The sequence below is a fragment of the Mesorhizobium sp. M0772 genome (assembly GCF_040320135.1).
GTDB lineage: Bacteria > Pseudomonadota > Alphaproteobacteria > Rhizobiales > Rhizobiaceae > Mesorhizobium.
The window spans coordinates 17648-41083 of record NZ_JAMYPB010000052.1 but is presented as its reverse complement, the minus strand read 5'-3'; the positions used below and the strand labels follow the sequence as shown (position 1 = coordinate 41083).

Below are 23436 nucleotides of genomic sequence, written 5' to 3'. Positions count from 1 at the left end.
GCCGTTGCGACTCAGCGAGAGCGGAGTCCGCAGTAGGCACTCTGCCGTAGGCAGTAGGCAGTAGGCAGTAGGCAGTAGGCAGTAGGCAGTAGAGGGACAAGAAATGCCATATTCCACAGAGATTCAAATGCTTACTAATCCCTACTCACTATTCCCTACTCACTAGCCCGAAGGGCCACTTCACATGCTTCTCGGCCGCACCGCCAACGGGCTCTACTGGATGAACCGCTATATCGAACGGGCGGAAAACATGGCGCGTCTGGTCGATGCCGGCCTTCGCATGGCGCTGACCCGCACCCAGAGCGCGTCGGAAGAGTGGAATTCGGTGCTGCTCAGCGCCGGCTCCGACGTCACCTTCACGCAGAAATACAAGGACTATACCGCCGCCAACGTCGCCGACTTCCTGCTGCGCGACACCTCGAACCCATCGAGCACGATGTCGGCGATCGAGACCGCTCGCAACAATGCCCGCATGGTGCGCACCGCGCTGACGCGCGAGACCTGGGAGAGCATCAACGAAGCCTGGATGGCCCTGAAGCGCATGCTGGCAAAGCCGATCGACGAGCGCGACCTGCCGAGTGTGCTCGACGCCATCAAACGCGAGACGGCGCTGATCCGCGGCTCGTTCTACGGCACGATGCTGCGCAACGAGATCTTCGACTTCTCGCAGCTCGGCACCTATGTCGAGCGGGCCGACAACACGGCACGCATCCTCGACGTGAAATACTACGTGCTGCTGCCGTCGATCTCCTGGGTCGGCTCGAGCCTCGACAACTACCAGTGGGAATCGATCCTGCGCTCGGTGTCGGCGCACCGTTCCTATCGCTGGGTCTATGAGGCCGACTACAAACCGACCAACATTGCCGACTATCTGATCCTCAATGTGCGCATGCCGCGCTCGCTGACCTTCTGTTATCGTTTTCTCGCCGAGCATCTGAAGTTCCTCGGCGACGATTATGGCGACCGTCATGCCTGCCACGCCACCGTCGACAGGACACAGGCGATGCTGCAGGCAGGGTCGATCAAGGACATATTCGACGCCGGCCTGCACGAATTCCTGGCCAGGTTCATTCAAGACAACACCAAGCTTGGCGAAGAGATCGCACAAGATTACCGGTTCAATTGAGCATGATCGCGAACCGGAGGACCGCGCTAGCGACAAGTGAGACCCGGTTTTCGGATAAGATCATGCTTGCAAACGGAAAATAGGCATGCGGCTCAAGATCACCCACCGTACCGAATACCGCTACGACGCGCCGGTGCACTATCTGTTGCAGCGGCTGCGCCTGTTACCGGTCAGTGGCCCGACGCAGACCGTGCTGTCCTGGGCGCTGAAGATCGAGGGCGCGCGCGAGGAAGTCCGCTTTAACGACCATTTCGGCAACGATAACAGGCTGTTGAGCGTCGAGGGCGAGCGCGACTTCATCACCGTCGAGGCCTCCGGCGAGGTTGTCACGCGCGACACAGCGGGCGTCTCGGGTCCGCATCACGGCTTTGCGCCGCTGTGGCTGTTCAGCCAGGAGACAGCTTTGACCATCCCCGGCGAGGGCATAAGCGAGCTTGCCGCGGCGGTCGGCAAAGGTACCGACATCGAAAGGCTGCATCGGCTGATGGCGCTGATCGTCGAGCGCGTCGCCTACACGCCGGGCACCACCAGCGTGACGACCCCGGCGGAAGAGGCATTGGCGCTGAAGACCGGCGTTTGCCAGGATCACAGCCACATCTTTGTCACCGCAGCCCGCGTCATGGGTTTTCCGGCCCGCTATGTCAGTGGCTATCTGATGATGGATGCGGCCATCGAGCAGGCGGCGAGCCATGCCTGGGCCGAAGCCCATGTTCAGGGTCTCGGCTGGGTCGCCTTCGACGCCGCCAACGGCATTTCCCCCGATGAACGCTATGTCAGGGTAGCCACCGGCCGTGATTATCGCGACGCCTCGCCGGTGTCGGGAATTCGACTGGGACAGGCGGAGGAACAGCTTGCAGTCACCGTTACGGTAGAGCAGTAGTCTCCGGCAAGATTGCTGCCTGAAGAGATTCCATGACTTATTGCGTCGGCCTCAAGATCGATCGTGGGCTCGTGTTCATGTCGGACACGCGCACCAATGCCGGGATGGATTCGATCTCCACTTTCAAGAAGATGCATGTCTGGGAAGAGCCGGGCGAGCGCGTCATCGTGCTGATGTCGGCCGGCAATCTGGCCACGACGCAGGCCGTGGTCAGCCTGCTCGACGAGCGCACCAAGGCAGTGGCGGAACGCCACGCGACGCTGCTCGAGACCCCATCCATGTACCAGACGGTGCGGCTGGTCGGCGACACCGTCAAGGAAGTCATCGCCAGCTCGTCGCCTGCCGGCGAAAAGGCGGATTCCTATTTCAACGCCTCCTTCATCCTCGGCGGCCAGATCAAGGGCAGCCTGCCACGGCTGTTCATGATCTATCCCGAGGGCAATTTCATCGAATCGACCGACGACACGCCGTTCTTCCAGATCGGCGAGACCAAATACGGCAAGCCGATCATCATCCGTGCCTATGAAAGGACGATGAGCCTGGCTGAAACGGTCAAGCTCTTGCTGGTATCGTTCGATTCGACGCTGAAATCGAACCTGTCCGTCGGCCTGCCTCTCGACCTGCTGTTCCTGGAGGAGGACACGTTCACGGTGGGTTTGAAAAAGCGCATCGGCCAGGACGATCGATATTATCGTGCTATTTCCGAAGGCTGGTCGAACGCGTTGAAGACGGCCTTTGCCAGCCTGCCGGATTTTCCGGGGTAGCGCGGGAACCTTCGTCGCGGTTGCCTGTCTCTATTTAACATGTTAATAAAAATTCAAACGGCTGGCTGATCGGCGCGTCGGGAGGATCCATGGACAACGAGCAATTCCGCGACTGGTCGACGCGCGCCGCCGACTGGGGCGCTGATTACCGCGCCGGCCTTCGCGATCGGCCCGTGCGACCTGCCATAGCGCCGGGCGAGATCTTCAGGAGCATCGAAGCTTCTCCGCCGGAGGCCGCGGAATCGATGGAGACGATCTTCGCCGATTTCGAAGCCAAGATCGTGCCCGGCATGACGCATTGGCAGCATCCGCGTTTCTTTGCTTATTTCCCGGCCAATGCAGCACCCGTCTCGGTGGTGGCCGAATATCTGGTCTCTGCGATGGCCGCGCAGTGCATGCTGTGGCAGACCTCGCCGGCGGCGACAGAGCTTGAGACACGCATCGTCGACTGGATGCGCCAGGCGCTCGGCCTGCCCGAGGGCTTTTCCGGCGTCATCCAGGATTCGGCGTCGTCGGCGACGCTGGCCGCCGTGCTGACCATGCGCGAGCGCACGCTCGACTGGCAGGGCAACAAGAAGGGCCTTTCCGGGCAGGGCAGGCTGCGCGTCTATTCCTCCGACCAGGTGCACACCTCGATCGACCGCGCCATCTGGGTCGCCGGCATTGGCGAGGACAACCTCGTCCGCATTCCCGTCGCCGGCACCTACCGCGCCATGGATACCGCGGCTTTGGAAGCGGCGATTGTTGCCGACCGCGCGGCCGGCCTATTGCCGGCCGGCATCATCGCGTGCGTCGGCGGCACCAGCACCGGCGGCACCGACGACATCGCTGAAGTGGCCGCGGTGGCCAAACGCCAGGGGCTCTATCTGCATATCGACGCCGCCTGGGCCGGATCGGCGATGATCTGTCCGGAATACCGGCATTTCTGGACCGGTGTCGAGGGCGCGGACTCGATCGTCTTCAACCCGCACAAATGGCTGGGCGCGCAATTCGACTGCTCGATCCAGTTCGTCCGTCAGCCGGAGGATCTCGTGCGCACGCTGGCGATCAAGCCGGACTATCTGAAAACTCGCGGTCATGACGGCATCATCAACTACTCCGAATGGTCGGTGCCTCTCGGCCGTCGCTTCCGGGCGCTGAAGCTGTGGTTCCTGCTGCGCGCCCATGGCCTCGAGGCGCTGCGCACCATGATCCGCAATCACGTCGCCTGGAGCGAAGGCATAGCAGCGCGCCTGGCCGAGGAGGAGGATTTCGAGCTCGCCAGCCAGCCGATGCTGTCGCTGTTCTCGTTCCGGCATCGCGCCGCATCCGGCGCTGACTGCGACGAGCACAATCTGCGTCTGGTCGACGCCATCAACAATGACGGCCGTATCTACCTGACGCAGACGCGTGTCGATGGGCGGGTCGCCATCCGCTTCCAGGCAGGCCAGTTCGAGACAACCGCGGCCGATGTCGATACCGCCTTCACTGTCATCTGCGAGTGTGCAAGATCCCCGAAGGACTGACAGGGATTGCCCGGGTGGTTGCCGCCGCCGGGGCAAGCCAGCAAGGACTTGCGAGCAAGCATATGGCCGGAAGGGCTGAAGGGGTTAGCCAGAATCTGACGGGCGTCTGGAGCGGGCGCTATTTCTATCCGCGCGAACTGCCGCCGGTTTCCTTCGTTGCAACGCTGATCGAGACGGCAACCAGCTTGACGGGGATGACCCACGAACCGGCGGCGACCAGCACGGCAAGATACGCAAGCCTGCAGGGGCAGCGAGAGGGCAACGCCGTCTCCTTTACCAAGACATACGACAAGGCCCAATTGAAGGCGCACCCGATTCACTACAGCGGCATCATCAACGGTGATGCAACCGAGATCAAAGGCACTTGGCGAATCCCGGGATACTGGTCCGGCAATTTCCTGATGATCCGCTCGCCAGGTAAAGTCGCGGCTGTCACCCGCAAGGTGGCGGAGCGGGTCTGAGCCGTATCTGCCCGGTTCGCCTTTGCAATCATCGATATTTCATTAGCCGGCGTCTCCCTTTTCATCGCTTTCGTTTTCAGCTACAAACAAGAAAAACGAAAACGGGAGGTTCTCAGTGTATTTGTCGCCGCGCCATGCCGAAATCATCCAGATGGCGAAGGACCATGGCCGTGTGCTGGTCGATGACCTCGCCACGCATTTCAACGTGACGCCACAGACCATCCGCAAGGACCTCAACGATCTCTGCGACCAGCGGCTGCTGACGCGCATCCATGGCGGGGCCCTGTTCCCGTCCGGCATCGAGAACATGGAGTATGAGGCGCGCCGCAAGATTGCCGCCGACGAGAAGGAGGCCATCGGCCGCGCGGCGGCCAGGCTGATACCCGACAACGCCTCCCTGTTCATCAACATCGGCACCACGACCGAGTCGGTCAGCAAGGCGCTGCTCGACCATACCGGGCTGATGGTCATCACCAATAATATCAATGTTGCCAACAGGATGCGCATCTATCCTTCGATCGAGGTGGTAATCGCCGGCGGCGTCGTGCGTGGCTCCGACGGCGGCGTTGTCGGCGAGGCCGCGGTCGATTTCATCAGGCAGTTCAAGGTCGACTATGCGGTGATCGGCGCCTCGGCCATCGACCACGACGGCGCGTTGCTCGATTTCGACTTTCGCGAAGTGAAAGTGGCCCAAGCCATCATCGCCAATGCCAGGCATGTCATCCTGGTGTCCGACCAGACCAAGTTCGAACGCACCGCGCCGGTTCGCATCGGCCATCTCTCGCAAGTCAACACCTTCATCACCGACCGTTGCGACATCCCGTCGGTGCGCAAGATCTGCGAGGAAGCGGAGGTTCAATTGATCGAAACGTCGCTCGGCTAAGCTATCGATCACGGTCCCGTTACATTTCGTTTGACATTCGTTCTTATTTCGAAATAATCCCGCTACGGTTTCGTAAAAACCTTAAAATGCTGCAATGCGAAATCGCGGGAGGGCTTTGTGGACGCAGTCCGTGACATCTTCGTCATCGGTGGCGGCATCAATGGCTGCGGCATCGCCCGCGACGCCGTTGGGCGGGGCTTTTCGGTATTTCTGGCCGAGATGAACGATCTTGCCAGCGGAACCTCCTCCGGCTCGACCAAGCTGATCCACGGCGGTCTGCGCTACCTCGAATTCTACGAGTTCCGGCTGGTGCGCGAGGCGCTGATGGAGCGCGAGGTTCTGTGGAAGAACGCGCCGCACATCATCTGGCCGATGCGCTTCGTGCTGCCCTACGCCAAGGGCCTGCGCCCGGCCTGGCTGATCCGGCTCGGCCTGTTCCTCTACGATCATATTGGTGGCCGCAAATTGCTGCCGGCGACCCGGACACTGGACATGTCCAAGGATCCGGCTGGCAAGCCGCTGAAGCCGCTGTTTCACAAGGCTTTCGAGTACTCGGACGGCTGGGTCAACGATGCCCGGCTGGTGGCATTGAACGCGCGTGACGCCGCCGACCGCGGCGCCACCATCCGCACCCGCACGAAAGTCGTCGGGGCGCGGCGCGAAGGCGATCTGTGGGCGATCCGCGTGGAAGACGTGCAGACGGGAGAGGCAGAGGAGGTCAAGGCCCGGCTGCTGGTCAATGCCGCCGGTCCGTGGGTCGACCACGTCCTGTCGACCACTGTGGGCCAGAACGACGTGCACAATGTGCGCCTGGTGCAGGGCAGTCATATCGTCATCAAAAAGAAGTTCGATGATCCGCGCGCCTACTTCTTCCAGAACAAGGACGGGCGCATCATCTTCGCCATCCCTTACGAGGAAGAATTTACGCTGATCGGCACCACCGATCGCGACTATCCCGGCGATCCGCATGACGTGAAGATCAGCGACACCGAGATCGACTATCTCTGCGCGGCGGCGAGCGAATATTTTGCTGAAGCCGTGACGCGTCCCGATATCGTCTGGACCTATTCTGCCGTGCGCCCGCTCTATGACGACGGCGCTTCGAAGGCGCAGGAAGCGACCCGCGACTATGTGCTGAAAGCCGATGGCGGCGGGGGCAAGGCGCCGATCGTCAACGCTTTCGGCGGCAAGATCACCACCTACCGCCGGTTGTCGGAATCGATGCTGGAAAAGGTCGAAGGTTTTCTCGGCAAGCGCGGCAAGCCGTGGACGGCGAACGCGCCCTTGCCGGGCGGCGATTTCCCGGCCACCGGTTTCGACGTCCAGGTGGCGAAGCTGAAGAGCGCCTATCCTTTCCTCGACCAGCGCCTGGCGCGTCGGTTGACCAGGCTTTACGGCACGCGCGCGCAAGTGCTGCTCGGCCTTGCCAAGTCGAACGCCGATCTCGGCCGCAATTTCGGCGCCGATCTCTATGAGGCCGAGGTACGCTACCTCAGCGAAAACGAATGGGCGCTGACCGCCGAAGATGTATTGTGGCGTCGCACCAAGCGGGGTCTGCATCTCAGCCGCGAACAGGCCTCGGCGCTTGACGAATTCATGCGCGGCATCAGCCGGCGCCATGTCGCGGCAGCGGAATAGGGAAGGCGATTGATGCACAAAGCCTGGGAGGAGGCATCATGCTGGAACTGAGAAACGTGACGAAGATGGTCGGCGCGGTGGAGCATATCCGCGACGTGTCGCTGACGCTTCAGCACGGCTCGCTCAACGTTTTGCTCGGGCCGACACTGTCGGGCAAGACCAGTCTGATGCGGCTGATGGCCGGGCTCGACGTGCCGACCACCGGTTCAGTCTGGTTCGACGGCCAGAATGTCACCGGCATGCCGGTGCAGCAGCGCAAGATCGCCATGGTCTATCAGCAGTTCATCAACTACCCCGCGATGACCGTCTACGAGAACATCGCCTCGCCGTTGCGCGTCGCCGGCAACGACCAGGCCAAGATCGACAAGGAAGTCCGCAACGCGGCAGGGCTTTTGAAGCTCACACCCTATCTCGACCGCACGCCGCTCAGCCTGTCCGGCGGCCAGCAGCAGCGTACGGCGCTGGCCCGCGCCATCGTCAAGAATGCCAGCCTGGTGCTGCTCGACGAGCCGCTCGCCAACCTCGACTACAAATTGCGCGAGGAGCTGCGCGCCGAACTGCCCAAGATATTTGCCGCCGCCGGCACTATTTTCGTCTACGCCACGACCGAGCCGCATGAAGCCTTGCTGCTCGGCGGCAATACGGCGACGCTGTCCGAGGGGCGGATCACCCAATTCGGGCCGACCATCGACGTCTTCCGCAAGCCGATCGACCTGGTGACGGCGAAAACCTTTGCCGATCCGCCGCTCAACACCATCGTGCTGGCCAAGAAAGGTCCCGATTTCCTTCTCGAGGGCGGCGTCAAGCTGCCGGTACCGGCCGAACTCGCCGGCATTTCCGACGCCAACTACACGATCGGCTTCCAGCCGCATCATCTGTCGCTCGAGCGGCCCAACGCTGCCGCGGTGCCTGTGCGCGCCAAGGTGACGATCACCGAGATCACCGGCTCGGAAAGCTTCATCCATCTCGATTTTGCCGATGCGCGCTGGGTCATGCTGACCCACGGCATTAGAGATTTCGAGCCCGACGCCGAGATCGAGGTGTTTATCGATCCGCGCCACATCATGGTCTTCGACAGCAACGGCAGCGCCGTCGCCGCGCCGAAGCTTGCGGCCTGAGGGGGAAGAGATGGCGCGCATCGACGTCAACCATGTCAGGCACTCCTACCTGCCCAGTCCGCAGAAGGATGCCGATTTTGCGCTGCGGGAAGTGCACCACACATTCGAGGATGGCGGCGCCTACGCGCTGCTTGGGCCTTCGGGTTGCGGCAAGACCACGCTGCTCAACATCATTTCGGGACTTTTGCACCCCTCGCACGGTGAGTTGCTGTTCAACGGCAAGGACGTCACCAATCTGTCGACGCAGGAGCGCAACATCGCGCAGGTGTTCCAGTTCCCGGTCATCTACGACACCATGACCGTTTACGACAATCTTGCCTTCCCGCTGCGCAACCGCGGCGTGCCGGAGGCCGATGTCGACCGCAAGGTGCGCGAGACGCTGGAGATGATCGACCTAGCGTCGTGGGCGAAGAAGAAGGCGAGGGGCCTGACCGCCGACCAGAAGCAGAAGATCTCGCTCGGCCGCGGCCTGGTGCGCTCGGATGTCAATGCCATCCTGTTCGACGAACCGCTGACGGTTATCGATCCGCACATGAAGTGGGTGCTGCGCTCGCAGTTGAAGCAACTGCACCGCCGCTTCGGCTACACCATGGTCTATGTCACCCATGACCAGACCGAGGCGCTGACCTTCGCCGACCAGGTCGTCGTCATGTATGATGGCGGCATCGTCCAGATCGGCACGCCGGCTGAATTGTTCGAGCGCCCGCGCCACACATTCGTTGGTTACTTCATCGGCTCGCCCGGCATGAACGTCATGCCGGTGGCGATCGACGGCAAGACCGCGACCATTGGCAGCCAACGCATCGAGCTGCCCGGCGCGCCAAAGACCGCCGCTGGGAGCTCCGGCGCCATCGAACTCGGCATCCGCCCCGAATATGTCAGGCTCGGCCGTGACGGCATGGCGGTTAAAATCAGCAAGGTCGAGGATCTCGGCCGCCACAAGGTGGTGCGCGCCAGCCTCGAAGGCCGCGAGATCGCTGCCGTCATCGGCGAGGACGAGAGCGTGCCGGCCGACCCAAAGGTTCGCTTCGATCCGGCCGGCATCAACATCTATGCCGATTCCTGGCTGGTTGAGATGGGGCGTGTCGAGATGGGGGCATAGATGGAAAAGACCTGGAACAACAAGGCCTGGTTCCTGGTGCTGCCGGTGCTGGTGCTGGTGGCGTTCTCGGCCGTCATTCCGCTGATGACGGTCGTCAACTATTCGGTGCAGGACACCTTCGGCAACAACGTCTTCTTCTGGGCAGGCACCCAGTGGTTCGAGGAACTGCTGTCGTCCAGCCGCTTCTGGGAAGCCATGGTGCGCAACCTGATCTTCTCCTTCATCATCCTGGCCATCGAAGTGCCGCTCGGCATCTTCATCGCGCTCAACATGCCGAAGAAGGGTTGGGGCGTGCCGGTCTGCCTGGTGCTTATGTCGTTGCCGCTGCTCATTCCGTGGAACGTCGTCGGCACCATCTGGCAGGTCTTCGGCCGCAACGACATCGGCCTGCTCGGCTACTACGTCAACGCGCTCGGCATCGACTACAATTACGTGCAGGATCCGTTCGACGCCTGGGTCACCATCATCATCATGGACGTCTGGCACTGGACCAGCCTTGTCGTGCTGCTCTGCTATGCCGGCCTGGTTTCGATCCCGGATGCCTTCTACCAGGCGGCCAAGATCGACGGCGCCTCGCGCTGGGCGGTGTTCCGTTATATCCAGCTGCCGAAGATGCAGCGTGTGCTTTTGATCGCCGTGCTGTTGCGCTTCATGGATAGCTTCATGATCTACACCGAGCCCTTCGTCGTCACCGGCGGCGGCCCCGGCAACTCGACCACCTTCCTGTCGATCGACCTCGTCAAGACCGCGCTCGGCCAGTTCGACCTCGGTCCGGCGGCCGCCATGTCGCTGGTCTACTTCCTGATCATCCTGTTGTTGTCGTGGGTGTTCTACACCGTGATGACCAACTACGACGCGGAGCGCTGAGATGAGCGGCGCCAACGAAAGAGCCGACAGAGTGAGCGAAACCACCGCTTCGGGAAAATTGGCGAGCACGCCTTCGCAGAATCAGGTCGCCCGGCTGATGCGCAAGCGCGGCGAGGAATCGCGCTGGTGGTGGATCGTGCCGACGATCTACATCATCGTGCTTCTGCTGCCGATCTACTGGCTCATCAACATGAGCTTCAAGACCAATGCCGAGATCGTCTCCTCGCTGACGCTCTATCCGCATCAGCCTACGATCGCCAACTACGTCACCATCGTTACCGACGCCTCCTGGTATTCGGGCTACATCAATTCGATCACCTATGTGGTGATGAACATGGTGATCTCGGTGGCCGCAGCGCTGCCGGCGGCCTACGCCTTTTCGCGCTACCGCTTCCTCGGCGACAAGCATCTGTTCTTCTGGCTGCTGACCAACCGCATGGCGCCGCCGGCAGTGTTCGCGCTGCCGTTCTTCCAGCTCTATTCGGCCTTCGGCCTGATCGACACCCACATCGCGGTGGCTCTGGCGCACTGCCTGTTCAACGTGCCGCTGGCGGTGTGGATCCTCGAAGGCTTCATGTCGGGCGTGCCCAAAGAGATCGACGAAACAGCCTATATCGACGGCTACTCCTTCCCGCGCTTCTTCGTCAGGATATTCATGCCGCTGATCGCCAGTGGCATCGGTGTCGCCTGCTTCTTCTGCTTCATGTTCTCATGGGTCGAACTTTTGATCGCCCGCACGCTGACCACCACTGACGCCAAGCCCATCGCCGCCACCATGACCCGCACCGTTTCGGCCGCCGGCATGGATTGGGGCCTGCTCGCCGCCGCCGGCGTGCTGACGCTGATCCCCGGCGCGCTCGTCATCTGGTTTGTCCGCAACTACATCGCCAAGGGCTTCGCCCTGGGGAGGGTGTGATGAAACAAAAGCACGGGTTCATCCTCACCACCACCGCCAAGGGCTTTGCCCTGGGGAGGGTGTCACCATGAATCTCGACCTCACCTGGATGGCGTGGACGTGGCCGACGGCGGCGTTCTTCGGCACCATTCTTCTGCTGCTGTGCGGCATGGCGTTTTGGGAATTTGCCTCGCCGGGCGGCAATCCGCGCGTCGGCATCCTGCGCTTCGAGACGACGCGCGGCGACCGTCTTTTTCTGTCGCTGCTTGGCAGCGCCTTTATCCATCTCGCTTGGCTGGGTCTTGTCGGATCCAACCTGTGGTGGGCTCTCGCTCTCTCCGTGGTCTACGCCGTCGGCGTGTTCCGCTACGTATAGAGGGGGAAACTGTTGGATCGACCGCGTGCCGGCGGCCGTTCCAGATCGCACTTGAAACCTAAATGTGGAGGAAACCTATGCGACGGCAATTTTTAACATCAACAACTGCCCTTGTCCTGTTGCTCGGGGTAGGCAACGCCTACGCCGGAATGGATGAGGCCAAGGCGTTTCTGGACAAGGAAATCGGCCCGCTGTCGACGCTCGACCGCGCCGGCCAGGAAGCAGAAATGCAGTGGTTCATCGATGCCGCGAAGCCTTTCGCCGGCATGGACATCAAGGTCGTGTCCGAAACCATCGCCACCCACCAGTATGAATCGCAGGTGCTGGCGCCGGCCTTTACCGCCATCACTGGCATCAAGATCACGCATGACGTCATCCAGGAAGGCGACGTCGTCGAGAAGATCCAGACCCAGATGCAGACCGGCCAGAACCTTTATGACGGCTGGGTCAACGATTCCGACCTGATCGGCACCCACTGGCGCTACCAGCAGGTCCGCAACCTGACCGACTGGATGGCGGGCGAGGGCAAGGACGTTACCAATCCGAACCTCGACCTGAAGGATTTTATCGGCACCTCCTTCACCACCGCGCCGGACAAGAAGCTCTATCAGCTGCCCGACCAGCAGTTCGCCAACCTCTACTGGTTCCGTTACGACTGGTTCAACGACGAGAAGAACAAGGCCGACTTCAAGGCGAAATACGGCTACGACCTCGGCGTTCCCGTGAACTGGTCGGCCTATGAGGACATCGCCGAGTTCTTCACCGGCCGCGAGATCGATGGCAAGAAGGTCTATGGCCACATGGACTATGGCAAGAAGGACCCGTCGCTCGGCTGGCGCTTCACCGACGCCTGGCTGTCGATGGCCGGCAACGGCGACAAGGGCCTGCCGAACGGCCTGCCGGTCGACGAATGGGGCATCAAGGTCAACGAGAAATCACAGCCGGTCGGCTCCTGCACGGCGCGCGGCGGCGACACCAACGGCCCGGCTGCCGTCTACTCGATCCAGAAATACCTCGACTGGCTGAAGGCCTACGCTCCGGCCGAAGCCCAGGGCATGACGTTCTCCGAATCCGGCCCGGTGCCGGCACAGGGTGCGGTCGCGCAGCAGATATTCTGGTACACCGCCTTCACCGCTTCGATGGTCGACGCCGGCGCCAAGGCGGTGCTGAACGACGACGGTACGCCGAAGTGGCGCATGGCCCCGTCGCCGCATGGCGTCTACTGGAAGGACGGCATGAAGCTCGGCTATCAGGACGTGGGTTCCTGGACGCTGATGAAGTCGACGCCGACCGACCGCGCCAAGGCCGCCTGGCTCTACGCGCAGTTCGTGACCTCGAAGACGGTCGACGTGAAGAAGAGCCATGTCGGCTTGACCTTCATCCGCGAAAGCACGATCCACGACAAGAGCTTCACCGAACGTGCGCCGAAGCTCGGTGGTCTGATCGAGTTCTACCGCTCGCCGGCCCGCGTTCAGTGGTCGCCGACCGGCACCAACGTGCCCGATTATCCGAAGCTGGCACAGCTCTGGTGGCAGGCGATCGGCGATGCCTCGTCCGGCGCCAAGACGGCGCAGGAAGCCATGGACTCGCTCTGCGCCGAGCAGGAAAAAGTCATGACCCGCATCGAGAAGTCGGGCGTCCAGGGCGATATCGGCCCGAAGATGGCCGAAGAGCATGACCTCGCCTACTGGAACGCCGACGCGGTCAAGAACGGCAATCTCGCGCCTCAGCTGAAGATCGAGAACGAGAAGGAAAAGCCGATCACCATCAACTACGACGAACTGGTGAAGAGCTGGCAGAAGTAATCTTGGCGTACGCGCCAGGATCATAGTGAACGGGGAGGCGGCATCTTGCCGTCTCCCCTGTTTGTATAGGCGAGCTACCGGGAGGACTAATGACCGGATACATCCTTGCAATCGACCAGGGTACGACATCGACCAGGGCGATCCTGTTCGACGGCGCGATGAAGGTCGCCGGCAGCAAGCAGCAGGAATTCACGCAGCATTATCCTGCCTCCGGCTGGGTCGAGCATGATCCGGAAGAGATCTGGGCAAGCGTCGTCGCCACCGTCAAAGGCGCGCTGAAGGCCGCCGGCCGCGAGGCTTCGGATGTGGCGGCGATCGGCATCACCAACCAGCGCGAAACCGTCGTCATCTGGGACAAGGCGACCGGCAAGCCGATCCACAATGCCATCGTCTGGCAGGACCGCCGCACCGCGCCGCTCTGCCAGAAGCTGAAAAAACACGGCCTGGAGAAAAAGTTCACCAAAAAGACCGGCCTGCTGCTCGATCCCTATTTCTCCGGCACCAAGATCGCCTGGATGCTGGACAAGGTGAACGGTGCGAGAAAGCGCGCCGAAAAGGGCGAACTGCTCGCCGGCACCATCGACAGTTTTTTGATCTGGCGGCTGACCGGCGGCAAGGTGCATGCGACAGATGCCACCAACGCCTCGCGCACGCTGGTCTACAACATCGAGAAAAATGTCTGGGACGACGAGCTGCTCTCCATCCTGCGCATCCCGGTGGCGATGCTGCCTGAGGTCAAGGATTGCGCCGACGACTACGGCGTGACGGAAAAAAGCCTGTTTGGCGCCGAAATCAAAATCCTTGGCGTGGCCGGCGATCAGCACGCAGCGACCATCGGCCAGGCCTGTTTCGAGCCAGGCATGATGAAATCGACCTATGGCACCGGCTGCTTTGCGCTGCTCAACACCGGCGCCGATCTGGTGCGCTCGAAGAACCGGCTGTTGACCACCATCGCCTATCGGCTGAACGGCAAGACTACCTATGCCTTGGAAGGCTCGATCTTCATCGCGGGTGCCGCCGTGCAATGGCTGCGCGACGGCATCAAGGTGATCGGCAAGGCCGAGCATAGCGGCGTATTGGCGGCAACCGCCGACCCCACGCAGAACGTCTATCTGGTGCCGGCTTTCGTCGGTCTCGGCGCGCCGCATTGGGACGCCGAAGCGCGTGGCGCGATCTTCGGGCTGACGCGCAACTCAGGCCCGGCGGAGTTCGCCCGCGCGGCGCTTGAATCCGTCGCCTACCAGACGCGCGATCTCCTCGACGCCATGCGCAAGGACTGGAAGGGGGCATCGGCCAAAACCGTGCTTCGCGTCGACGGCGGCATGGTGGCCTCCGACTGGACCATGCAGCGGCTGGCCGATATCCTCGATGCCCCGGTCGATCGCCCGACCATTCTGGAGACGACGGCGCTGGGCGCAGCGTGGCTTGCCGGCTCGAAGGCGGGTGTGTTGCCGAAGGCGAAGGATTTTGCCAGGAGTTGGGCGCTCGAGCGCCGCTTCAAGCCGGAGATGGATGCCGACACCCGCTCGGCAAAACTGGCGGGTTGGCGCGACGCGGTGCGCCGGACATTGAGCGCGTCCTGATTTCGCACTTAAGACCAAGTCCGCGAAAAGACGAAGCCCGCGCCCGTTGCCGGCGCAGGCTCCGTCCTACCCTAACTTCGCCCTAAACACATCAATAGGGCGAATTACACTGCCGCCGAGGGCCGTAGTTGGGCTGGAATGTGTTGTCCGAGGCGCGGTAGGAGCGATAGCGGTCGTAGCACCACTGCACATGCGCATCGCCGCCGTAGACGCGGTTGTTCTCGCTGTTGACGATCGCACCGGTGATCAAGGCGCCGGTGGCGAAGGCAGCCAGCGGGAACCAGTAGTCGCCGTGACGGCGATAGCCGCGGTGATATTCGCGATAGCCGCGATGGCCATTCCAATAGCTGCCGCCATCATTGTTGCGCGAGAACTGGCGGCCTACGCGGAAATCGCGATTGCCGGAATTGCGGTTGCCGTGGCGCATCCACCGCCAGTTGTCATGACGAGAATCGCCCACATTCACGATGTCGGACGAAGTTGCTGATGACTGCGGCACGAACATCTGGGCGGCATTGGCCGGCATAGCGGCGGCCGCGGCAAACGAAATTGACAGGGTGGTCGCCAGTAGACCCGTTGCGATCTTGTTCATGATCTTCTCCTTGAAGGGTGGTTGACGTCCCTTGTGAGACGAAAACGGCCCGCTCGTGCGATGGTTCCCACCAAAACAGTAAGTTGCTGATTTGTAATGTTTCTCGAATTCGGCGCGTGAGAAAAGGCGCGTCTCGCGCGCCAACAGATCGAAGCGGCGACCACGTTGCGGGAGCGGCTCACCGGGCTGGTGACGACGCAATTTGCGGCGCGTCTGGCGATGGCTGAAACCCCGGTCGAAGGGCCATCTTTTTCCGGTTGACCGGTCGCGGCACTCTCCCTATGTTCCGCGCAATTTCGAGGGCGGCCTTTAGAGCCCGCGGGAGCGCGTAGCTCAGCCGGTAGAGCAACTGACTTTTAATCAGTAGGTCTCGGGTTCGAACCCCGACGCGCTCACCAGAAATATTTCGTGCGGAAGTTGCCCTGTCAGCAGCCCCCATCGCCCCCTACAATCGCCGCCCGGTCTTGACGTCGAACAGATGAGCGCAGGCGCGGTCGATCTCGATGCGCATCTGCTCGCCCTGTTTCAGTGCCAGCCGCTCGCGGAAAAGGCAGGAGATTTCTTCTCCGGCGCAGTCGACCCTGGCAAAGATTTCCGAACCCGTTGCTTCCAGAAGCACGATCGTGCCGGGGATTCCTTTGGCGGTCGTCGCTCGGATGTGTTCGGGGCGGATGCCGTAGATGAGGTCGCCGCCGGGTATGTTTGCCAGGTCGATGCCTTCCGGCAGCGGCAAGATCAGTCCACCGGCGCTGCGGAAAACACCTTCCTCGACATGGCCGCGAATGAAATTCATCGCCGGCGAGCCGATGAAGCCGGCAACGAAGAGGTTGGCCGGGCGATCGTAGAGATCGAGCGGCGCGCCGATCTGCTCGACAAGGCCGTCATGCAGCACGACGATCTTGTCGGCCATGGTCATGGCCTCGATCTGGTCGTGCGTGACGTAGATGGTTGTGGTTCCCAGCCGCTGGTGCAGCGCCTTGATCTCGCCGCGCATCTGCACGCGCAATTTGGCGTCGAGATTGGACAGCGGCTCGTCGAACAGGAACACCTGCGGGTCGCGCACGATGGCGCGGCCCATGGCGACGCGCTGGCGCTGGCCGCCGGAAAGCTGACGCGGATAGCGGTCGAGCAGCTTGTCCAGGCCGAGAATGCTGGCGGCCCTGCCGACGCGGCCGGCGGTGTCGGCCGGATCGGCTTTCTTGATCTTCAGGGCAAAGCCCATATTGTCGGCCACCGTCATATGCGGATAGAGCGCGTAGTTCTGGAACACCATGGCGATGTTTCGGTCGCGCGCCCTGAGATTGTTGACGACGCGATCGCCAATGGCGATCCTGCCGCCCGAGATCGTTTCCAGTCCGGCAATCATGCGCAGCAGCGTCGACTTTCCGCAGCCCGACGGCCCGACCAGGATGACGAATTCGCCATCGGAGATGTCGACGCTGACATCGTGGATGATCTTGGCGGCTCCGAAAGCCTTCTGGACGTTGTTGATTGTTACCGATGCCATTGGATTTCTCCCGGAATGAGTGATGTCGGGCCGTGCCTCAGCCGCCCTTGACGGCGCCTGCGGTCAGCCCTGCGACGATCTGCCTTTGCGCGAACAGGGTCAGCACCAGCACCGGCAGCGTGACCACAAGTGCTGCGGCGGCGAGCGGACCCCAGCTCACCTGCTCGTAGGAAAGCATGTTGTAGACGGCGACCGGCAGCGTGCGAGTCTCGCGGCTGGCGAGCACAATGCCGAAGACGAAATTGTTCCATGAGAAGATGATCGACAGGATGAAGGCGACGACAATGCCCGGCTTGGCGATGGGCAAGGCGACCAGCCGGAACACCTGCCAGGAACTGGCGCCATCGATGTTGGCCGCTTCTTCCAGCTCCATCGGCGTGGTCTCGAAATAGCCGATCATCACCCAGACCACGATCGGCACCGTCACCACCAGATGGATGATGATCTGCGGCCACAGCGTGCCGAGAATGCCGACCCACTGGAACAGCAGGAACAGCGGAATGAGATAGGAAAGCCCCGGCGTCATGCGGGCGATCATGATGACCACCGCCGAGCGTTCGGCCTTGAGCCGCGCGATGCCATAGCCCGCCGGCACGCCGATCAGCAGCGCCAGCAACGTTGCCGTGCCCGTCACCAGAACCGAATTCCAGAAATAGAGCAGGAAATTGTTCTCCTCGAATACCTTCACATAGTTCGACCAGGCGAGATGTTCCGGGATCAGGATCGGCGGGTAGGCACCGTTGTCGATCTCGAACTTCAGCGACAGCGAGATCATCCAGAGGAAGAACAGGATCGCCGGCGAGACGAAGACCAGAGCCGCGAAAAACAGCCCGATCCGGTTGAGCAGCCGTGAACTCATCTATTTGCCCTCCACCCCGATCCATTGGGAGCGCTGGCGCAGCATCAGCAGGATGAAGGACAGCGCGACGATGACGATGAAGAACACCACGGCCATGGCCGAGCCATAGCCGATGTCGTAGTAGGAGAAGGCGGTGTTGTAGAGATAGATGTTGATGGTTTCCGAGGCCGTGCCCGGTCCGCCCTGGGTCATGGCATAGATGATGTCAAAACTTTTCAGCGCATCGATAGTGCGGATGATCATCGCGATCATCAGGAACGGCGCGATCATCGGCAAGGTGAGATAGCGGAATTGCTGCCAGGCGTTGGCGCCATCGATCTCGGCGCTCTCGAAGGGCTCGCGCGGCACGGAGGCCAAGCCGCCCAGCACGATCAGCATCACCAGCGGCGTCCACTGCCAGGTCTCGACCGCAACCAGGGACGGGATGACCGTCCTGGCATTAAAGATCCATTCCTGCGCCGGGATGCCGACCAGCGACAACAGATAGTTGAGCACGCCGAGCTGGGGATGGAACATCATCGTCCAGACCAGCGCCACGGCGACTGGCGTTGCCATCATCGGCATGACGAAGACGCCGCGCAACAGGCCGCGCAGCGGAAATTTGGCGTCGAAGATCAGCGCCGCGACAGTGCCAAGGAACATCGGCGCCGCGACCGAAAGCGCCGTGTAGGTCAGCGTATGGAAAAGCGATTCCCAGAAGCGTTGGTCGACTGCCAGCCGCAGATAGTTTTCCATCCCGGCAAAGCTTCGCGCCTGGCCGAGGGTCCAGCGGTTGACGCTCATCCACAGTGTGAAGGCCCAGGGAAAGACGATCACGGCGCCGACGACGACGAGCGCCGGGACGACGAAAGGCCAGTAGTTGGGAGCCAGACGGATGGTCTGGCCCCCTTCGATGGCTTGCGTCGTCACCCCGGTGCGTTCTGGGGTGATGGCGGACATCAGCCTTGCTCGCTCCGGTCGAGCACCGGCTGGAACTGCTCGGTGGCCTTCTTCAGTTCCTCTGCCGGATCGGCGCCGGCGATCAGATTGGTCAGCGCCACGCCATAGATGTCGCGGAACTCGGTGACCGGAATGATGACCGGCAGCGACAGCCGGCTGACATTGCCCGAGCCGACCACGGCATCGAGCCAGCTCGCCGGCATGGTGACGCCTTCGCGCACCTTGGGATCTTCCAGCACCGACTTGCGGAACGGCACGCCGGCACCCGCCTGCAGCAGGCGCGCGCCCATGGCGGGCGAAATCGCCCACTGGCAGAACAGATAGGCGGCCTCCTTCTTCTCGCTGGCGGCCGTCACGCCGAGGCCGTCGCCAAAGGTGCCGGCGGCATGCGCCTTGGGCCCCTTGGGCATGACGCCGTAGCCGACCTTGCCGACCACTCGTGACTTTTCCGGGTTTTCCATCGGCGGGGCAAAGCCGACGCCATCGAACCACATGCCGATCTTGCCTTGCAGGAAGGCGGACTGGGCTTCGGCCCAGTTGAATCCGGTGACGCCTGGAGGCGCCGACTTGGTCATCAGCCGCTGGTAGAGGCTGGCGGCCTCGACCGCCTCGGGCGAGGTCGTGCGCAGCTTGCCCTTGTCATCGAGCGGCGTCATGTCGTAGCCGAGCATCAGCGACGTCCATACCGGCGTGTTGGCGTTTTTCAGGCCGCGGGCGACAAAGCCGTAGGTGTTGGTCGACGGATCGGTCAGCGTTTCGGCGGCGGCCACCAGCTGCTCGAACGTCTCGGGGTATTTGAGGCCCTTGGCCTCGAACAATTCCTTGTTCCAGTAGACGATCCAGTAATCCACCGAGAACGGCAGCGAGCGCAGCACGCCCTGGCCGTCCTTGGCAAACAGCATGCCGGCATCGGCGAAATCGGTTTCCACCAGCGCAGGATCGGTCAGGGTCGGGTCGGCGAGATAGCCTGATATGTCGGCCAGCCAGTCGCCCTTTTCGAACTGGCGCTTCTGCACGTGGTAGCTCAGATGCACGACGTCGAAGCTCGGTTTGCCGGAGCTCAGTTCGATCACCGTCTTCTGGCGCTGCTGCTGTTCCGGCGTCGCTTCGGCATTGACCTTGATCCCGGTCAGTTCCTCGAACTCGGCGATGTATTTTATCAGCGTGTCGCTGCGCGGGCTTTTCACCAGATTGACGTCAAGCGTCGTTCCCGCAAAGCGCTTCCAGTCGACGCCGGCGGCAAAGCTTGGGCGAACACCGGCAAAGCCGGCGGCGGCAAGGGCGGCGGTTCCCTGGAGGAGTTGCCTCCTGGTTGGGTTGAACAGATTGGACGACATGTCTTCCTCCCGGTTGTTGTCGTTGTCGATTGCATCGCGGACCGCGGTGCGGCTCAGGTTTCCTCAGATCTGCAGCGCCAGCCGGCGCGCCTTGTCGATATGCAGACTGATCGCCTCGACCGCCTTCCCTGGATCGCGGCTCTCCATGGCTTCGATCACCGCCAGGTGCTCGCGCATCACCGGCACGACGCGCCCGTCGATACGGAACCGTTCCTGGTGGATCAGGCGGATCTTCACCGAATTGACCAGATAGGCCTTGGCGATGATCTCGTTGCCCAGCGCATCGATGAACGTGTCGTGCATGGCCCAGTCGATAGTCTGCGCCTTGGCCTCCATCTCCGGCGTCGGGGTCTGCTCCAGCGCCTGGGCAAGCATGTCCTCATGCTCGCGCCGCAAGCGGGCAAGCTCGGCGTCGGAGGCGCTGACCGTAAACAGCGCCACCGCTTCACGCTCCATGAACAGGCGGAACTGAAAGGCCTCGCGGATCAAGCTGATGTCTATATGGGCGATCTGCATGCCGCGCTGCGGAATGGTCGTCAGCAGTCCTTCCGCCTCGAGACGCGGCACGATCTCGCGAATGGCGCCGAGCGGCAGTCCGGTGAAGGCAACCAGCTCACGCTGCGACACGAACTGGCCTGGCTTGAAGTCGCGCGCCAGCAAATGCCGCGTGAAGCTGGCATAGGCCTTCTCCCTGAGGGTGGTCGGTTCGTTGCCGTCTTCCATTTCGGCGCGCTTCTCTTTGCCGGTCAGGCCGGTTCCCTGGCAAACAAGCTGTCATAGGCTGCGGCAAGCTGCTGCTGCCCTTGCAAAGCGATCGGCTCCAGCGGCGGACGGACCGCCAGCCAGCGCTCGTCGCCGGTCTTGCGCGCCACCATCACCTTTACCGCCGGGGTGACCGGATATTTGAGCAATTCGAGCACAAAACTCTCGACGCGAGGATCGTCGCGCCCGTCCTCGGCCATGGCGCGGATTTCGCCCGGGACGAAATTGGCCATGCCCGAGATTGCGCCTTGAGCACCCAGTCGCACCGCACGCGCCAGATGCCTTTCATCGCCGATCAGGATCACCAGATCGCCATGGGCGGCAAGCAGCGCCTCGCTGTAGCTCCAATTTCCACCGGAATCCTTCACCCCGGCGACCACGTCGGGAAAAGCAGTGCGCAACCGGCCGATCAGGCCAAGCGAAAGCTGCACCATGGTAACCGAAGGGATGTTGTAGAGCAGCACGTCACGGGCGAGGGGGCCGAGCGCGGCAAAGACGGCGGAAAACCAGCCGAAAAGGCCGTCGTCGCCGACATTCTTGAAGTAGCTTGGCGGGGCCAGCAGAATGTTTCGGGCGCCGCGCTGCAAGGCATGCTGTGCCTGTTCGGCGGCGTCTTCGGCGGCGTCGACCAGCACGCCGGCAACGAGTTGATGCGGCAGGATTCCAGCAGCCAGCATGGCCTCGGTCACCGACCGCCGCTCCGTCGTGCCCACCGATGCGCCTTCCCCTGTGGTGCCGAAAAGCGTCACGCTGCCGCAACCCTGCGCCAGGCAACTTTCGGCCTGAGCGATCATGGGGGCGGTGGCGATCTGCCCGCGGGCATCGAAAGGCGTGGCGAGAGCGGCCGAAAGGCCAAAGCGTGATGTCACCGGAAGGTCTCCGAAGCAGGTATGTATGCTGTGCTAGCACACTAACATGTTAGTCGTAAATTGGGGTGGTGCGCTTTTTTAACAGCGGAGGCCCCCCACCTTTTTTATCGAGAGGTTCACGGGTTCAAGCCATGGCGGATCGAGACCATTGGCGAAACAGCAGGATGGCCCAGTGTTCGGGCGCGGAGCGGCAGCTCCAACCTTGTCCCCATCCCAGTCGATGGCTAAACTCAGCCTTTCCCAGGGGAGGGTTTGACATGACACTTCAGCTTTCGGCGGATGCTGTCGCTCCTAAGGCGGCGGCGCCTCAAAAGTACCTCTTCGGCCCGGTCGCCGATTTCCTCATGCTGGGCGGCAGCGCGTTTCTCATCCTGCCGGTGCTGTTTCTCGTTCCGCTCGAATATGAGGGTCCGGTGGCCGCAACGATGGTGATCGTTGCCTATCTCGTGAACTATCCCCACTTCGCCCACTCCTACCAGCTTTTCTACCGCAATTTCGGGCGCAAGGTGACGGGCGACGGCTACGACAGGAGCCTGCAGCTCCGCTATATCTTCGCGGGCATTGTCGTGCCCCTGGTCATGGCCGGGTTCTTTGCCTATGGCGCCGCGGCGGCGAACACGCGCCTGCTCGGCTATGCCACCAACGCCATGTTCTTTTTTGTCGGTTGGCACTACGTCAAGCAGGGCTACGGCATGCTGATGGTGGATGCGGTGCTGAAGCGCAAATTCTTCGACGACCGCGACAAGAAGGTGCTGCTGGTCAACTCCTATGCCGTGTGGATCCTGGCATGGCTGCAGACGAATACGGCGGTCACCCAGGGCAAATATTATGGCCTGGACTATTACACATTCGCGGCCCCTTCCTGGATTACCGACATCGCCATGCTGGCGGCCGTTGCGTCGACGGCGGCTACGCTTTTGATGCTGGTCAATCGCTGGCGGAAGAACGGTGGCGGCCTGCCCTATAACGGTTTGGTGGCCTATGTCGCGTCGCTCTATCTCTGGATCCTGATTGCGCGGGTAAACCCGCTTTGGCTGCTGATCGTTCCCGCGCTCCACTCGCTGCAGTATCTCGCCGTGGTCTGGCGCTACCAGACGAACGTCGAGCGAGACAGTTCCGATGCCGAAGGCGATCCGCAGCCGAAAATCCTGTCCTTTCTTGGCCCCCTCTACAGGTTTCGGCTCCTCGGCTTCATCGTCGGCGGCACGGCCCTTGGCTATCTCGGCTTCTGGCTGATCCCATCCGCGCTGACGGCTTTGATTCCCTATGACAGGCAAGTGCTGGGGTCATCGCTGTTCTTCTTCATCGTGCTCATCTTCATCAATGTGCACCATTATTTTCTCGACAATGTGATGTGGCGCCGTGGCAATCCGGAGGTATCGAAGTATCTGTTCCGCTGACTGATGCGCAGACTGTCGAGCCCGGTTTTCGTCAGCTGTCGAGTATGCCATTGCGAGCGTGATCGTCAGTGCAACGGAGAGCCCTGGAATGGCGGAGTGCTTTTCCGGGAGCCGCCTGGAAAATACCCTGCGGTGGCATCTGTACCGGCGTTGGCGACTATACCGAGG

General features: G+C 61.9%; 22 protein-coding genes and 1 tRNA gene. 16 read left to right on the top strand and 7 right to left on the bottom strand.

The genetic code is table 11. From position 1 onward, the window contains the following. Positions 1-184: 184 nt before the first annotated feature. The 14 genes from NKI06_RS26025 (at position 185) to glpK (ending at position 15003) form a co-directional block, all read left to right on the top strand. Positions 185-1126, top strand: coding sequence for an alpha-E domain-containing protein (locus NKI06_RS26025; RefSeq protein ID WP_023693403.1), 942 nt, complete (start codon positions 185-187; stop codon positions 1124-1126). 85 nt (positions 1127-1211) lie between these two features. Next, positions 1212-2006 (top strand): transglutaminase family protein, encoded by a 795-nt coding sequence (locus NKI06_RS26020; RefSeq protein ID WP_023670966.1) that lies wholly within the window; start codon positions 1212-1214, stop codon positions 2004-2006. Positions 2007-2038: 32 nt separating this feature from the next. Further along, positions 2039-2770, top strand: a complete 732-nt coding sequence (locus NKI06_RS26015; RefSeq protein WP_352987587.1) for a proteasome-type protease — start codon at positions 2039-2041, stop codon at positions 2768-2770. An 89-nt stretch (positions 2771-2859) separates the two neighbouring features. After that, positions 2860-4275 carry a pyridoxal phosphate-dependent decarboxylase family protein gene (locus NKI06_RS26010; RefSeq protein ID WP_023684647.1) on the top strand — a complete coding sequence of 472 codons (1416 nt, stop codon included), beginning with the start codon at positions 2860-2862 and terminating at the stop codon, positions 4273-4275. A gap of 14 nt (positions 4276-4289) precedes the next feature. Beyond that, positions 4290-4736, top strand: a complete 447-nt coding sequence (locus NKI06_RS26005; protein ID WP_023754895.1) for a hypothetical protein — start codon at positions 4290-4292, stop codon at positions 4734-4736. A gap of 115 nt (positions 4737-4851) precedes the next feature. Beyond that, positions 4852-5619 (top strand): DeoR/GlpR family DNA-binding transcription regulator, encoded by a 768-nt coding sequence (locus tag NKI06_RS26000; protein ID WP_023670971.1) that lies wholly within the window; start codon positions 4852-4854, stop codon positions 5617-5619. A 117-nt stretch (positions 5620-5736) separates the two neighbouring features. Next, positions 5737-7257 carry a glycerol-3-phosphate dehydrogenase gene (gene glpD / locus NKI06_RS25995; protein WP_023712375.1) on the top strand — a complete coding sequence of 507 codons (1521 nt, stop codon included), beginning with the start codon at positions 5737-5739 and terminating at the stop codon, positions 7255-7257. Between the two features lie 38 nt (positions 7258-7295). Continuing rightward, on the top strand, positions 7296-8375 hold the full coding sequence (locus NKI06_RS25990) for an ABC transporter ATP-binding protein (RefSeq protein WP_023670973.1): 1080 nt from the start codon (positions 7296-7298) through the stop codon (positions 8373-8375). A 10-nt stretch (positions 8376-8385) separates the two neighbouring features. After that, complete coding sequence (locus NKI06_RS25985) at positions 8386-9477, top strand: ABC transporter ATP-binding protein (RefSeq protein ID WP_023693408.1); 1092 nt, start codon at positions 8386-8388, stop codon at positions 9475-9477. Further along, on the top strand, positions 9478-10344 hold the full coding sequence (locus NKI06_RS25980; protein WP_023670975.1) for a carbohydrate ABC transporter permease: 867 nt from the start codon (positions 9478-9480) through the stop codon (positions 10342-10344). Position 10345: 1 nt separating this feature from the next. Then, entirely contained in the window at positions 10346-11260 is a 915-nt protein-coding gene (locus NKI06_RS25975) for a carbohydrate ABC transporter permease (RefSeq protein ID WP_502900619.1), read from the top strand. A 67-nt stretch (positions 11261-11327) separates the two neighbouring features. Next, on the top strand, positions 11328-11615 hold the full coding sequence (locus NKI06_RS25970) for a DUF2160 domain-containing protein (RefSeq protein ID WP_023670977.1): 288 nt from the start codon (positions 11328-11330) through the stop codon (positions 11613-11615). A 77-nt stretch (positions 11616-11692) separates the two neighbouring features. Continuing rightward, the gene (locus NKI06_RS25965) at positions 11693-13420 is read left to right on the top strand and encodes an ABC transporter substrate-binding protein (protein ID WP_023670978.1); all 1728 of its coding nucleotides are present in this window, start codon (positions 11693-11695) and stop codon (positions 13418-13420) included. Positions 13421-13509: 89 nt separating this feature from the next. Next, positions 13510-15003, top strand: a complete 1494-nt coding sequence (gene glpK / locus NKI06_RS25960) for a glycerol kinase GlpK (protein ID WP_352987586.1) — start codon at positions 13510-13512, stop codon at positions 15001-15003. Positions 15004-15094: 91 nt separating this feature from the next. Here the strand turns inward: glpK and NKI06_RS25955 are convergent, their stop codons facing one another. Beyond that, entirely contained in the window at positions 15095-15595 is a 501-nt protein-coding gene (locus NKI06_RS25955) for a BA14K family protein (RefSeq protein WP_023724353.1), read from the bottom strand. Between the two features lie 322 nt (positions 15596-15917). Between NKI06_RS25955 and NKI06_RS25950 the strand changes: the two genes are divergently transcribed. Next, positions 15918-15993 (top strand) — tRNA-Lys (locus tag NKI06_RS25950). Between the two features lie 47 nt (positions 15994-16040). On the opposite strand, the gene NKI06_RS25945 is transcribed toward NKI06_RS25950, so the two are convergent. From NKI06_RS25945 to NKI06_RS25920, 6 genes are all read right to left on the bottom strand, one after another. Beyond that, on the bottom strand, positions 16041-17102 hold the full coding sequence (locus NKI06_RS25945; protein ID WP_023700757.1) for an ABC transporter ATP-binding protein: 1062 nt from the start codon (positions 17100-17102) through the stop codon (positions 16041-16043). 37 nt (positions 17103-17139) lie between these two features. Continuing rightward, positions 17140-17961: a carbohydrate ABC transporter permease gene (locus NKI06_RS25940; RefSeq protein WP_023700756.1), complete on the bottom strand. Its 822-nt coding sequence runs from the start codon at positions 17959-17961 to the stop codon at positions 17140-17142. Beyond that, positions 17962-18900, bottom strand: coding sequence for a carbohydrate ABC transporter permease (locus tag NKI06_RS25935; RefSeq protein WP_023670984.1), 939 nt, complete (start codon positions 18898-18900; stop codon positions 17962-17964). Continuing rightward, positions 18900-20237, bottom strand: coding sequence for an ABC transporter substrate-binding protein (locus NKI06_RS25930; RefSeq protein ID WP_023806080.1), 1338 nt, complete (start codon positions 20235-20237; stop codon positions 18900-18902). The genes NKI06_RS25935 and NKI06_RS25930 overlap by 1 nt, the downstream gene beginning before the upstream one ends. A gap of 63 nt (positions 20238-20300) precedes the next feature. Beyond that, positions 20301-20960: a GntR family transcriptional regulator gene (locus NKI06_RS25925; RefSeq protein WP_352987585.1), complete on the bottom strand. Its 660-nt coding sequence runs from the start codon at positions 20958-20960 to the stop codon at positions 20301-20303. Positions 20961-20983: 23 nt separating this feature from the next. Then, on the bottom strand, positions 20984-21868 hold the full coding sequence (locus tag NKI06_RS25920; protein WP_352987583.1) for a dihydrodipicolinate synthase family protein: 885 nt from the start codon (positions 21866-21868) through the stop codon (positions 20984-20986). Positions 21869-22125: 257 nt separating this feature from the next. Between NKI06_RS25920 and NKI06_RS25915 the strand changes: the two genes are divergently transcribed. After that, on the top strand, positions 22126-23268 hold the full coding sequence (locus NKI06_RS25915; protein WP_352987582.1) for a hypothetical protein: 1143 nt from the start codon (positions 22126-22128) through the stop codon (positions 23266-23268). Positions 23269-23436: the final 168 nt, after the last annotated feature.